The 13,834-nt window shown below is 39.3% G+C and carries 15 protein-coding genes and 1 tRNA gene; 13 read left to right on the top strand and 3 right to left on the bottom strand.

Annotation, left to right across the window (positions count from 1 at the left end):
- From HMPREF9420_RS01890 to HMPREF9420_RS01930, 9 genes are all read left to right on the top strand, one after another.
- The coding region (locus HMPREF9420_RS01890) for a tail fiber domain-containing protein (protein ID WP_007133699.1) at positions 1-922 on the top strand (922 nt) is incomplete at its 5' end.
- Positions 923-924: 2 nt separating this feature from the next.
- Complete coding sequence (locus HMPREF9420_RS01895) at positions 925-2,025, top strand: hypothetical protein (protein ID WP_007133700.1); 1,101 nt, start codon at positions 925-927, stop codon at positions 2,023-2,025.
- 10 nt (positions 2,026-2,035) lie between these two features.
- Positions 2,036-2,356 (top strand): hypothetical protein, encoded by a 321-nt coding sequence (locus tag HMPREF9420_RS01900; RefSeq protein WP_007133701.1) that lies wholly within the window; start codon positions 2,036-2,038, stop codon positions 2,354-2,356.
- A gap of 34 nt (positions 2,357-2,390) precedes the next feature.
- On the top strand, positions 2,391-2,852 hold the full coding sequence (locus HMPREF9420_RS01905; protein ID WP_007133702.1) for a hypothetical protein: 462 nt from the start codon (positions 2,391-2,393) through the stop codon (positions 2,850-2,852).
- Between the two features lie 19 nt (positions 2,853-2,871).
- On the top strand, positions 2,872-3,318 hold the full coding sequence (locus HMPREF9420_RS01910; RefSeq protein ID WP_007133703.1) for a hypothetical protein: 447 nt from the start codon (positions 2,872-2,874) through the stop codon (positions 3,316-3,318).
- A 5-nt stretch (positions 3,319-3,323) separates the two neighbouring features.
- A complete protein-coding gene (locus tag HMPREF9420_RS01915) occupies positions 3,324-3,767 on the top strand; it encodes an N-acetylmuramoyl-L-alanine amidase (RefSeq protein WP_007133704.1) in 444 nt (147 codons plus the stop codon).
- Between the two features lie 12 nt (positions 3,768-3,779).
- Complete coding sequence (locus tag HMPREF9420_RS01920) at positions 3,780-4,220, top strand: hypothetical protein (protein ID WP_007133705.1); 441 nt, start codon at positions 3,780-3,782, stop codon at positions 4,218-4,220.
- 218 nt (positions 4,221-4,438) lie between these two features.
- Positions 4,439-4,774, top strand: coding sequence for a hypothetical protein (locus HMPREF9420_RS01925; RefSeq protein WP_007133706.1), 336 nt, complete (start codon positions 4,439-4,441; stop codon positions 4,772-4,774).
- Between the two features lie 40 nt (positions 4,775-4,814).
- Positions 4,815-5,225, top strand: coding sequence for a hypothetical protein (locus HMPREF9420_RS01930; protein ID WP_007133707.1), 411 nt, complete (start codon positions 4,815-4,817; stop codon positions 5,223-5,225).
- A gap of 490 nt (positions 5,226-5,715) precedes the next feature.
- Here HMPREF9420_RS01930 and HMPREF9420_RS01940 read toward each other — a convergent pair whose 3' ends face one another.
- Both HMPREF9420_RS01940 and HMPREF9420_RS01945 read right to left on the bottom strand, forming a co-directional pair.
- The gene (locus tag HMPREF9420_RS01940; RefSeq protein WP_007133709.1) at positions 5,716-6,933 is read right to left on the bottom strand and encodes a site-specific integrase; all 1,218 of its coding nucleotides are present in this window, start codon (positions 6,931-6,933) and stop codon (positions 5,716-5,718) included.
- Between the two features lie 152 nt (positions 6,934-7,085).
- Positions 7,086-7,160: transfer RNA gene (locus HMPREF9420_RS01945), tRNA-Arg, on the bottom strand.
- 107 nt (positions 7,161-7,267) lie between these two features.
- On the opposite strand from HMPREF9420_RS01945, the gene HMPREF9420_RS01950 reads away from it, so the two are divergent.
- From HMPREF9420_RS01950 to HMPREF9420_RS01960, 3 genes are read left to right on the top strand one after another with little or no spacing between them, the layout of a single operon-like run.
- Complete coding sequence (locus HMPREF9420_RS01950; protein WP_007133710.1) at positions 7,268-8,128, top strand: GYF domain-containing protein; 861 nt, start codon at positions 7,268-7,270, stop codon at positions 8,126-8,128.
- 24 nt (positions 8,129-8,152) lie between these two features.
- On the top strand, positions 8,153-9,493 hold the full coding sequence (gene mtaB / locus HMPREF9420_RS01955) for a tRNA (N(6)-L-threonylcarbamoyladenosine(37)-C(2))-methylthiotransferase MtaB (RefSeq protein WP_007133711.1): 1,341 nt from the start codon (positions 8,153-8,155) through the stop codon (positions 9,491-9,493).
- A 10-nt stretch (positions 9,494-9,503) separates the two neighbouring features.
- Positions 9,504-10,532 carry a glycosyltransferase family 2 protein gene (locus tag HMPREF9420_RS01960; protein WP_007133712.1) on the top strand — a complete coding sequence of 343 codons (1,029 nt, stop codon included), beginning with the start codon at positions 9,504-9,506 and terminating at the stop codon, positions 10,530-10,532.
- Here the strand turns inward: HMPREF9420_RS01960 and HMPREF9420_RS01965 are convergent.
- A complete protein-coding gene (locus tag HMPREF9420_RS01965; protein WP_007133713.1) occupies positions 10,513-11,781 on the bottom strand; it encodes a DUF4861 domain-containing protein in 1,269 nt (422 codons plus the stop codon). The two genes, HMPREF9420_RS01960 and HMPREF9420_RS01965, sit on opposite strands and share 20 nt — an antisense overlap.
- Before the next feature lie 161 nt (positions 11,782-11,942).
- Between HMPREF9420_RS01965 and HMPREF9420_RS01970 the strand changes: the two genes are divergently transcribed.
- Complete coding sequence (locus HMPREF9420_RS01970; RefSeq protein ID WP_449329015.1) at positions 11,943-12,716, top strand: gliding motility protein GldB-related protein; 774 nt, start codon at positions 11,943-11,945, stop codon at positions 12,714-12,716.
- Positions 12,717-13,834 lie beyond the last annotated feature (1,118 nt).

The raw sequence follows: 13,834 nt of genomic DNA on the forward strand, positions 1-13,834 counted from the left end.
CCCTTTCAATGATTTTGATTATACAAAATTCATCACGGTGTTGGAAGAGAGCAATATTACCTTAAATGGTGACAACAACTATTATCCGCAATTGCCTTCTGATGTCGGGACGCTGCTTAAATGTGAAGTTAACAGTGCAACAAAACTTGAGCAAACTCGCAAGATTTGGGGGCAGGATTTCGACGGTACAAGCAATGTCACAGGGGAGTTAAGCAGCGTGACGAATATCAATAATCTGTTACATTTAGCAGGAAACAACGTCGGTATTGGTACAAATACTCCTGTTTACAAACTTGACGTAAACGGCAACATGCGGATATCTGATGAGCTGTTTGTGAACAGCTTTCTCTACCTTGCAAATAACAAGGGGCTGTGCCTGAAAGATAAGGAGGGTAGTAACCAGCGAGCCTTGTTCATATCCTCTTCTAATACTGTTTATTTCGGTTGTAACGACCGTCCTCTTTACACACTTTTTGAGGGCGACGAACTGCAATTTAACGTGTACAACAAAGGCTGGCAGAATGCACTCGTTATCAGCAGAGACAGAACGGCAATTTTTACAGGAAACGTGCTGGCGCAGGGTGGCGTAACAGCTTATACCACTTCAGACCGGAGACTGAAAGAAAATATCAAGCAGGTTGATAGTATGCGGATAATTCGCTCGCTCGGCGGTACCTGGCAGTTCGATTACAAGGACACGGGCGAGCACAGTATCGGATTTATTGCACAGAGCGTGAAAGGAAGTGCACTCGGGAGCATGGTTTATACAAATGCTGACGGCTACATGAAGCTGAACTACCTTGACACGCGACTTATTGCACTCGCGCTCGGGGCAGCAGTGCAAGTTGATGATAAGGTCGAGCGGTTGAAGAAGCGTATAAAAGTACTTGAAAAAGAAATTGAAAAATTGAAAGGAAACTGAAAATGAGCATCGTAAATGGCATTATACAGGCCCCTGTCAGCATCGCAGATGTGAAGACTGTTTTGGGCGAAACAAGCAACGACCTTGCAATACTTTGCAGGAGCGACAAGATAAACATGTGGGCGAAGTTTAAGCCTGTGGAACTGAACAAGCCCTTTACCTCCGACGAGTTCGATTTTACAAATAACCACTGGCGTGACAATGCAACGTGGTTCAAGGGTGCAGACTTTGAGGGTGTTGGGATATGCGGTATAAAAATAGCACATAGTAGTAGTCTACAAAGTCTTACAGAATTATACGATAAAGAACAAAGTAACTGGGAGCGTGTGAAAGTAGGCTCTACCTTTGTGTGTCCTTACCGGCTGTCTGATTTCATAGGCTACAAGCATGCTGCGACTGCACCTTTCAAAAGACCTTTTGTCACAAGTAAGACAAATGAAAATGGCAGCGTCTTCGCAACTATGATGATAAAAAATCTTGGTGCGGAAAACGAACTGACGCTGCAGGAATTCGGTAAATTGTCAGAGGCTTACCTCGGGCTTGCGCTGAAAAATGCAGCAGGACAGATTGCTTATTTCAAAACTTCTGACAAACCGCTGAAAGACGGGGGAACAAGCGTGGAAATGCAGGGGATGATTTTCGCAACTGGCAGCTATAAAGCCTATATTTTCCTTTGTTCCAGGGCGCTTGCATTCAACATACCTCCGGTGCAGGCTACTACATACTACACGATACATGACTTCAAATCATCTGCTGTAGAAGTCGTTTCTGATGCACAGCACATAAATGACTACTTCACGATTAAAGCGCATGAGGACTTCAGAGGACGTATTATCGTAGAGGTGGAGATTAAAGACAACTATGTACGGAGGTCTAACAATAAGGATTTCTATATAATATTAAGGTTCGCATCGAGTGAAATCGGCTCACCGATGTTGGCAGGAGAGCAGGCGTTCACCTTTACTGATGTCGAAGCTGGAACAAAATACACACATATCTTTGACGGACTGAAGGCTGAACAGCACTACAAGATTGAATACACGTTCATGACCGTAACACAGGAAATCTATATCAGAGAATTAAACCCTTTTATTAATCAATAAAAAGACAATTATGGAAGTAAAAGTAAAAGCAATCGCAGGTTTCAAGGCGAGTGTTGAAGCAGTAGGTACAGGTACGACTATCAAAGCTATCGTTTCGGTTGAAAACGACAAGTATGCAAACATCGAAAACGGAAGTGTCAGCAGCAACGAGGGTAACAAGGAAATGCTCGCTACATTTGCACATTTCGGAGGTATCAACATCAGCTATTTGACGACTGACGAAGATGAAATCATCAGCGTGGTCACCGACGTGACGCACTTCGTGAAGTACTGCAAGGCCAACGCAGCGAAGATCGGCACAGTCAGCGCAACAGAAGCAAAAGAAAAGTAAATAACAAAGTAATTTAGTAAGAATTAAAGTAAAAATGAAAGTAAAAACGATTAAGGCAGTTGAAGCCTACAGAGCATTAAAAGCGTTGAAAGTGGGGGGTATGAGCGATGAAGCCATGCTCGCGGTGTGGAAGAACCTCAAGGCTTTGCGCCCTGTCTCGGAGGCCTACGACAAAGATATCGAGGAGGTACGAGCAACACTTCAGGACGAAGAGTTTGAGAAGATGCAACAGCGAGTGAAAGAGGCGCAGGAACTTGAGCGACGGGCAAAGGAAGATGTGCGCGATATGACTGCTGCTGAAAAGCAGGAAATCTCTGAAATAAACACCTGGTTTGCTGCGTGGAGCAAAAAAGGTGAGGAGTATTTCAAGGAACTTGCTGAAAAGGAAGTGAAAGTCGATATCGTAGAATTTGAAGCAGAGGAGTTGCTTAAAGCGTTCAAGGCTTCGGATAAGACTTTTGAAGAGGTTGAGAGGCTGGCGTGGCTGACTAAGTAAAAGAACGAGGAGGTAAAAAATGGGAGAATTTAAGTTTGTTATATGCAGCATCATCAGCGGAGTGATGAGTCTGCTGTTCCCGATCAGGGACTTCATGATAGCGATGATTATCGTGTTTTCGCTGAACTACATCTTCGGCTGGGTAGCAGGAATGGTGCACGGAGAAAAATGGAGCTTGAAGAAGTCAATGGTGTTTTTCTATCACTGCACTATCTTCTTTGTACTGACGGCTTCACTGTTCATTACAGGCCATTTCCTGCACAATGACGCTGAAACGCTCGGTGTGGTAAAGGCGTTGTGCGGTGTTGCGATTTGGTTCTATGCTACGAACATTGCGAGAAACTGGCAGGTGATGCTCGTTGAGGGAACTACTATGCACAAGGTTGCAGGGTTTGTCTACTATGTATTAACACTTAAAATGGTTGACAAGATACCTTATCTAAGTGAATATCTAAAGAAGCAATAAATTTTATGAGAACAATTAAATACATAGCTGTGCATTGCACGGCAAGTCATCAGACGGAGACGATAGAGGGGCTTCGGCAAGAGTTTAAGCGTAAGGGGTGGAAGAACCCCGGCTATCATTATGTTGTAGCCTCTGACGGGACTATTACCCAGCTGCTGCAAGAAGAAAAGGTTAGCAACGGTGTTAGGGGTTACAACTCTGTTACGATCAATGTCGCCTATATCGGAGGCATCGACGAGCACGGCAAGGCGGTAGACAACAGAACAGAGAAGCAGAAAAAGACGTTACGTTCCCTGCTTACTATGTTGCATAAGAAGTACCCGAGCGCTGTAATACAGGGGCACAGAGACTTCTCCCCCGACCTCAACCACGACGGAAAGATTACGCCGGGCGAGTGGATAAAGGTGTGTCCTTGCTTTAATGCAAAGGAAGAATATTCTAATTTGTAAAAACAATTTGTTATGCAGAATAAAGATTTTATCAGACGGTCGGGGTTAGTGTTTGTGATAGCTTCTATACTCTTTGTGCTGATGTTGCAGGGGTGCAGGACGAAGTACGTCAGTGTGCCTGAATATCACAACGTGTACGTAACAAAGCACGACACACTTACAAAGCACGACAGCGTCTATCAGAAAGAGTTTGTCGATAGATACGTGAAAGGCGATACTGTGTTTCTTACGAAGACAAAGGTAGACTATCGGTATAAGAACCTATACAAGACGCTATACCGTGACAGCATCAAGACAGACAGCGTGCGTGTTCCCTACCCTGTTGAAAAGAAATTAAGCCGCTGGCAGGGTCTTAAAATGGAGGTCGGGGGTTGGGCTATAGGCGTGTTGTCGGTCGTGGTGTTAGGGGCTATAGGATATATAATAATGTGGTTAGTGAGAAAGTACAGATAAGCTTCTTTAATTTATTTAAGTTTGTTATTGTTTTTCGGTTCTTTGTACGTGAGTATAGAGAGCCGTTTTTTCGTGATAACAATATTTAACACGATAATAAGTGAAATAATTGCTTATTTATTTTGATAATTCAATTTTTCTCTGTATCTTTGCATCAGATAATTAAAACAATAACAAACTTAAAAAGGTGAGACACACCGTAAAAACTGTTCAAAATCATGAAGACTTACACAGAGAACGAACTTATTTACGTTGGTACAGAAATGGAATTCTCTCCAATTGCAAAAAGCATAGAAGATGTTATTGCACCAAATAAGTACACTGCAGTATCAGAAGAAAAAATTCTTTCTTTTTTGAGAGAAAATGAAAGCGAATTTAAGCTTGAGAAGTTTGAAAATGGTGATTGTGTAGCCTCTGTATATTATAAAAACAACGACATAATTGGCATAGTAATTACTACACAAGAAGATGAAATTACAGACTTCTATTATGGTGATAAAGAGGAAATTGAAAAGGTATATCAACAAGTAAAAGAATTTTTTATTAACAAATAATAATCTAAACGCTGCGCTATCGGCATGACGGGCAAAGAATATGATAAAGAATAAGGAAAACAAAAAACAAGTTTTAGTAGAGAATTTTAGTGCGTATAACGGCGAAGAGCCTGCAACCTTAAGAGGATATGTTGAGCGCGAAGCAGATAACGACCCTAACTTCTTCGGCTGGTTGTTCGATAACGGTGATATTGAGAGATATGCCGACCTTGCTGATGAGCAAAAGCAAGAGTATAAGGATTTCTTAGACAGCTTGCCTGATGTGAGTTCACAAGACCCAGAACCGCTTGAAACTTTGGCTGCTTTTAGCGAAGATAAAACATCTTTATATTTCCACGAATTTGAGCTTAAGGAAAATGGTTATGACATGCTTGACATCACAGAAGCATACCCAGAATACGACTTTGTCGAGAGAGAAGCAGACGGGCGCCTTGTCTTTCAGCTCAATTGAGAAAACGAATAACAAAAATGCCCCTTACTTCACAGTAGGGGGCAATACCAATTAATAATCTAAAACCTTCAATGGCCTCTGCCAAAGGGTATAAAATTATTAATATAACGGTGTTAAACTAAAATTATTGTATATGATTTCAGAACAGCAAGAAAAGAATATTGTTTCTTTGTACAAAGAGCAAAGATATTCAATTGCTGACATTATGCGAAAAACTAATGTCGGATCTGCACAGACGATTTACAAGGTGTTGGAAAAACACGGAGTAAGGCGACAACGGAGAAGTAAGCAGATAAGAAAAATATCTGTTTGTTTAGATGAGAAAACAGATGAAATTCTGCGAGCAATCAAGCCGAGGAACATCTCCGACTTTGTGTGCAACTTGATAAAAAAATGTGCAGTAGTATAGTATCTATGCAATTGATAGCGTAAAGTGGTGTGATTTTATGTCGCACCACTTTATTTTTATCAGTTTTACGGCACACGGCGATTAATTGTTATCTGTGATAACTTGTACATTTGAAAGATTATCGAGTATTTGACGTATAGCAACGTCGGCATGTTTACGCATAATCTTCAGATAATTGAATATTGGGCGATTATTCTTTACAGACTGACCTATACAATACTCAAGAACCTCTAATGATATGCCGAGGTCAAAACCGTGCTGGACAAAAGATTTGCGAGCAGTATAATAACATACTTTCTTGTAGTTCGGTATATCGAGGTCTTTTGCAAGGCTTTTGATAGAACGTGTAATGAATTGCAGGAAATTCTTGTAAGAAAATTTATACCCGAAATCAAGCTTGCCCGTGTTTCGGTTCATCCATTTTCTGATGAGTTCTTTCGCTTCGGGTTGAATAGTGAATGATATACGTTTATCTGATGTCTTTGTGTTGCGGGACTTATGTCGGACGTATTCTAAGACAGAAACACCACGAAAGTCGATATTGAGCATGTCTATCAGGTTAATTCCGCCGAGGTAATAGGACAGCATAAACAGGTCGCGAGCTATGCGCTGCTTCTTTAGTTTCGGTTGTGCATCTCTGATAGCTGCAAGTTCCTCAACAGATATGTCGATTTCCCTTTCTTCGTCTGCAGGTCGTTTCCAATATGCGAAGGGGTGTAGCTGGTAGGTGACGAGCTGTGCACGAATGGCACGATTGATGATAGTGCGTGTCATGGAAAGCGTCATGCTGGTATAAGTCTGTGACAGTCCCTTTCTTTTCAGCCAGCGTTCGAATTCAGATATGGTGACAGTGCTTATTTCGGATAGAAACATGTCTCCGCCTGAAAAGTCACGAAAAAGTCTCAACGAATTCTGAAGCATGCCGGCATAAGAACCGCGCCCGTCTTCTGTAAGTTCTTTTTGATATTGTTCAGAGACCTGCGAAAAAGTAGCTGTAGAAGAATGAGGACGCATTGATTTGAGCAAGTCGCGAAGTTCTTTGCAAGTATAGTCTTCCGGGGAGGGTATTCGTTCTAAACGCTCGTCATAGTCGTTAAGAAGGTTGCGGAGCTTAACGTTGATTTCATGTGCGTTGGGAATTTTTGTTACGATACCTCCGACAAACTCTGACGGACTGTTTACCTTATATTTTGTAACGATGTAATGTGTTTCGGATCTGTGCCCGATGGCTATGCGTATCTTATACGAGCCGTCTTTTGATTGCGTGTGCTTGAGCACTGCGAGTTTGATTGTTGCCATATTGCTAAATTTGAAACGAATAGAAAAAACTTGCTTTACGGTCCAAATTTGGACGAAATAAGCGTTTTTTTTATTCCCGAATAGCTTAACGGCTGGGGAGAGAGAAAAGAAAAAGTGCCTAAAAACCTATGTTATAGGCACTTTTTAGAAAGTGATTCCGTTGGGATTCGAACCCAAGACCCACAGCTTAGAAGGCTGTTGCTCTAATCCAACTGAGCTACGGAACCCCTACATATAAAACGTGTGCAAAAGTAATCTTTTCTATTGAGATATGCAAATCTTTTGAAAAGTTTTTCTAACTTTGCAAACATATTAGAATTAAAAAGATAACAAAATGCAATACTTTATTATTGAAAATGGTGCACAAGCAGGGCCTTTCTCACCAGAAGAACTTGTCAACACAAAGAATATATCTGCTGAAACTTTAGTTTGGACTGAGGGACTAAAAGATTGGACGCCTGCATGGCAAATTGAGGAGATAAGACAAGCCTTAGAGAATCATATAAACACTCAACAGACTCCGCCACCTGTTCCCGAAGCAATACAAAATAATACAAAGGAGGAAAAGCCTCAAAATGAAAAGAAATGTCATAAAGCATGGTGGTTTATTCTTGCGACGATATTTGTGATTTTAATTATACTGATGGTTAGTAACCCAAACAAACAAGATCATAAAGAGGCTATTAAAACAGAAGTTACAACGGCTATCAATAAATTGGCTGATAAGGACAATGACGAAGATGACCTCCTCACAATGGGAGTTAAAACGTTAATGCGCTTATTTGCTGGCACAACTGTTGATGTAACACTCGATCAGATTCTTAATTATCACAATTATCTTATTTATTCTTCAACAGATGTCACCTTCGATGGTGAGCAACACAAGGTTTCGTATGGTATTCTTGGCCATGTATTCACATTCAACGCAGATGATGTGGTAAGGAGTTATGAAGACTATAGCAAGACAACGAATGAAGCTTCTTCAAGCGACAATGAAGAACAAACAACCAATAATATTGATAGTTTAAAGAGCAATATTGATAAAACTGTAAGCAAAGAAGCTGGAAAACTCGTAGATAAAGTTAGTAAGAAGGTTGAGGATAAATTAAACAAAGAGCTTGACAGCAAACTTGATGAGGTTTCTGATAGTGCAGAGAATGTTATCGACAAAATTATCAAGGCTTTAGGACTTTAATCTTTCAAATATAATCGGAAAAGAATGATTGACAGTTCTGCTTTTCAAGGTAAGAAAGCAACATATTACACATTGGGTTGTAAACTCAATTTTTCAGAGACATCTACCTTTGGCAAGATGTTATCTGATATGGGAGTAGTCACTGTAGACAAGGGCGAAAAGGCTGACATTTGTCTTATCAATACGTGTAGCGTCACAGAAGTGGCTGACCATAAGTGCAGGCAGGCCATCCACAGAATGGCGCGTGAAAATCCAGGTGCATTCATTATTGTGACAGGTTGCTATGCCCAGCTTGAATCAGAGAAAGTAAGTAAGATTCCAGGTGTAGATCTCGTGTTAGGCTCAAACGAGAAAGCAAATCTCATTCAATATCTAAACGATGCCTTTACAAAAAGGGAAACAGGCGAAACACTTCATCAATTCCATTCTGTAAAGACAAAAGACATCAAGACTTTTCAAGCTTCATGCTCGAAGGGTAATCGCACTCGGTATTTCTTGAAAGTACAAGATGGATGCAACTATTTTTGCACTTATTGTACTATTCCCTATGCGCGTGGATTCTCAAGAAATCCAACGATTTCATCGCTAATTAAACAGGCCGAAGAAGCTGCAGCTGAGGGAGGTAAAGAAATTGTTTTAACTGGTGTCAACATAGGTGATTTCGGAGAGACTACGCATGAAAGATTTATAGATTTAGTAAAAGCCTTAGATAAGGTTGAAGGCATCAAGCGATTCCGAATCAGTAGTTTGGAACCAGATTTAATTGATGACGAGTTAATTGCTTTTTGTGCAGAAAGTCGGGCTTTCATGCCTCATTTCCACATTCCATTGCAAAGTGGCAGTGATACCGTTTTGAAACTGATGCACAGGCGTTACGATACATCTTTGTTTGCGCATAAAATAAAACTTATTAAAGAATTGATGCCTGATGCCTTTATTGGTGTAGATGTAATGGTTGGATGTAGAGGTGAAAAACCTGAATACTTCGAAGAATGTTATAATTTCTTAGAACAACTCCCCATCACACAATTGCATGTCTTCCCTTATAGTGAACGTCCTGGAACATCTGCATTAGCAATTCCTTACGTTGTAAATGAGAAAGATAAGAAACTACGTTCAAAACGCTTGTTAGAATTAAGCGATAAAAAGACTCAGCTCTTTTATCAGAAGTTTATTGGCTCAGAACGAGAAGTTTTGTTTGAAAAGGCACCACGCGGTAAAGCTATGCATGGGTTTACAGACAACTATATCCGTGTTGAACTTCCAGCATCACTTGCAAAGGAAGAGTATGATAACGAACTTATACGCGTTAAGTTGGGTGACTTCAATCACGACAAATCCGCACTTAAAGTAGAACTTATTTAGACATCTAAGCATGAAACTTGCAATAGTGATTTTAAATTGGAATGGGAAAAAGATGTTAGAACAATATCTGCCAAGTGTAATCAAATACTCTTCTAACTATGCAGATATATTTGTTGCAGATAATGCCTCTACAGATGATTCCATAAAAATATTGGAAAGCAAATTCCCTGAAATAAAAATCATTGCATTAAACAAGAACTTCGGTTTTGCGGAAGGTTATAATCAAGCATTAAAAGAAATTGAAGCAGAATACTTTCTTTTATTAAATTCGGATGTTAGGGTGACCGAAAATTGGCTTGTTCCACTTATAGATTATATGGACAAACATCCTGATGTTGCAGCTTGCCAACCCAAACTATTGTCAATTCATCACCCTAATGAGTTTGAATATGCAGGTGCTGCAGGAGGCTTTGTGGATAAATTTGGATATCCTTTCTGTCGTGGAAGAATCTTTGATATTATAGAAGAAGATAATGGTCAATACGATTCTATCATTGATATTATGTGGGCTACAGGCGCTTGTTTATTTATCCGTTCAAAAGACTTTTGGGATGCAGGAGCCTTTGACGGACGATTCTTTGCACATAATGAAGAAATTGATCTATGTTGGAGACTCAGGCTTAAAGGAAAAAGAATCGTATGCATTCCTTATAGTAAAGTATATCATGTAGGCGGAGGCACTCTACCCAAGAAAAATCCAATGAAAACTTTCCTAAACTTCCGCAACAATCTCACTATGCTCTATAAGAATCTACCAGATAAAGAGCTTAAACAAGTTATGCGAATCCGTTATTTTCTTGATTATCTTGCTGCGTGGCAAACTCTTATCTTTAATAGAAATATCGATGATTTCAAGGCAATTTATAAAGCTCGAAAAGCTTTTAAGAAATGGCGACATGCCTTTGATGAAGATAGAAAGTCTATACAACAGCAAAGAGTTAACGAACAAATTAACGAACGAAAAAACTTCTCTATCCTCTCCCAATTCTACATTCATGGTCGTAGAACATACAATACCATCATGGATTTTTGCAAATAACATCAACGCGGATTGGGTGAGCTAAAAGTTCTTTCCATCTTTTTAAATATGAAAACCAACTCTGAGCCTGGTGGAAGCCATAAGACTCCTTATCACTGGAATAAGTAAGATAATATCTCAAATATCCATTCTGAGGTGCTATAATAAAAGCGTCATTCAAACTATCACAAGGCATCTCTTGACACAAATATTCATCAGGAACAAATATCCCCATTCCTAACGTTTGAGCATGAGCCATAATCGAATCTGTTGGATTACAACTTTTACCCCAATTGCCTCGTAATCCTTCATGATTAGAGTATTCCTTTCCATTCAAAAGATGTTGTAAACCAGTAAAAAAACGAATACTATCATTCGAAGGATTTAACCATGCCTCAAAAATAACATCTCTACATCCCGCATATAAAGTAAAACGTTGCTTAAGATTTATTCTGTTCTCTCCCTTCTTCCAAAGCCATCCTTTATCCGTCACTTCAACAATTGTTCTTATCGGACCCTGACATACAATACGCTGACCACGATATTCAACATCATCTAACAATTGTTCTTTACATTCTACCCATCCACGCAAAGCACCCAATCCTAAAGCATTGCCAGCCCAAAGAATATCATCTCCATACCCGTCTAATAGTTGCTGTTTATTTGGATAAAATTGTGTATCTTTAATTTCAAGACCTTTCCGCTTCTTTCCATATAAATCAAGAGTCTGACGCTTATCAAAATATATCCTTAGTGCAATCAATTCGTTTTCAAAAGCAACTCCATGATGATGCAGTAAATGGAAACTATCATCTAAATCTTTTCCAACAACAATCTGCTGAATAAATAAATCTTGTTTATTCTTCTCTTTAACCTTTGGATTTTTAAGTAACAACTCAGCATATGTATGTGGTGAATATCTTTTTGGTTCACCACCCTTTTCCAAAATTACTTGAAACGAATATTTTTGTTTCTTCTTTACATTGACAAAGAAACACAATTCATCATTTATGCCATCCCCATCAAGATCATCAAGTTGCGAGGGGAGCTCTATATTATCAGAATAAACAATGCTTCTTGTTACAGAAGGATAGTCTTTCAGTGAAATAATTACAGGATAATCACCATCATAATCAAACTTTGGACATGTGACTAACACTATCAATGTATCAATAGATGGTTTACTCATACTCCCTAAACTTATAAATAAGTTTAGAACAAAGAATAATAATAATCTTTTATTTGAAGTAACAAAGGCTAAACTAAACATGTAACAAAAATAAATATTTTTTTATTGATAAGTATTCCTTTTTATGAATTTTAGCTTAAAACTAACTTTTTATGTCCTTAATTTTAAGTTTTTAGCAAAACATTTGCTCTTGAAAATAAAAATTAGTATTTTTGCCTTGAAAACAAAAATCACCAAAACTTTTGAAAAAGATATACTATATATTATTTGCAGTAATGATGCTTTGTATAGCTTGTGAAATCAAGCTGAAGCCCAACGATAATGCACAGAGCAAAATAGAAGTTGTGCGTTATGATCGTCTGCAAAGTCGTTATCTTACAACAGGTGATTTCTCTGCTCTGCAAGAAATGAACACAGAGTATGCCATAGAGACTCGAACATTAATTGAAAATGTGCTTAAACTTGGTGCAGTTTATGAGCCAGATATTAATAGTAGATTCCTAAACTTTTATCAAGACACCTTATTACAAAGCGTTATCTCTGCTGCAGAAACTCAATATGCCAACATGGAAGACATAAATAAATCGTTTACCAATGCTTTTAATAAAGCAAAAAGGACGCTTCCTGGTTTTGTTGTTCCAAAAATTTATACGCAAATAGGTGCTTTTGATCAAAGCATTATTGTTGGTGACACCATCATTGGTATTTCTCTTGATAAATATTTGGGAGAAGATTATCCGGCATATATTAAATTCTATTCAAAAGCTCAACGCAAGACAATGACGAGGGAATATATCGTTCCTGATTGCTTAAATTTCTATTTGTTAAGCTTATATCCTTCTAAGAATTTCGATAAAAAGACTCAATATGAAAAGGATATTCATATGGCACGTGTAATGTATGTTACAAACAAACTGGTTGGATACAAAGCTTTTTCTTCCCAATATATCAATCAGGTTGAAAAATATATGAATGCACATAAAGAGGTTAAACTTATTAATTTATTAAAACTTTAATACGTTAATATTGCATTGCACGAGCTGGGTACTCTTCACGAAGTCCCAACAACATTAAAATCAAAAGTATTCCTATTACGTAATCTAGGGATATTCAGAATTTTCTTAACTAATTGTTTGTCAGCATCATATATTATTTGTACCTTTACATAAAATCCCCCGAACGACCCATCACGGGCAGAATCTGGGGAAAACTTAAAAAATCGTCGTGAAGATACAAAAAAATTCTGATATAACACCAACTTTGCCCTTTACAGAGTTCGATTTTTTACAGAGCTATCGTGAAAGATTTGCAAAAAGCGAACTTGGACGTATTCACTCCCTGCTCCCCCTAAAGGAGTTGGCAGCAGAGTATACGAACCTTAGCCATAAGAGCAAGTGAGGCAACAAGCCTCTTTTCTCGGGTAAAGGAGAAATTGCCCTAATGTTCCTTAAGTCATACACAGGTCTGTCTGACGATGGTTTGATAGAGATGTTTAACGGAAGCATCCACATGCAGATGTTCTGTGGTGTTCTGCTAGCCCCCTCCTGTCCCATCAAGGATGGAAAGATTGTAAGTGCCATACGCAATCGTCTTGGTCGCATTCTTGACATAAATAGTTTTCAGAGCATATTGTACGCCAAATGGCAAGATTGTATCAAGGATAAAGATCTATGCTTGACGGATGCAACCTGTCATGAGAGCTACCTGCGTTTTCCTACGGATATCAAGCTGCTCTGGGAGTGTTGCCATTGGCTTCACACTCTGCTGGTCTCCGAGTGTAAACACCTTTCAGAGCGTATTCCGAGAAGCAAGTATAATAATATTGACAAGGCCAGGCTTGCATACGCCAAGCAGCGCAAGCACACAGCCTCGTCCACGCGCAAGCTCAGGAGAAGACTCCTGAAGCTCCTGTCCAAACTCCTGTCCCAATGGAATCGTCTGCGTAAATAGTACAGTCCTTGCATCTGTCTGTCGGCAGAACTAGAAAAGCGGCTGTCCGCTGTGCGTGAGGTATGCCTCCAACAGTCAGAACTATTCTCCGGTAAGGAAGTCAAGCACCATATCGTCAGCATCGACCGTCCCTATCTACGTCCCATTGTCAGGGGAAAGGAAAACAAGTGTGTAGAGTTTGGTA

This window comes from Segatella salivae DSM 15606 (assembly GCF_000185845.1).
Classification (GTDB): domain Bacteria; phylum Bacteroidota; class Bacteroidia; order Bacteroidales; family Bacteroidaceae; genus Prevotella; species Prevotella salivae.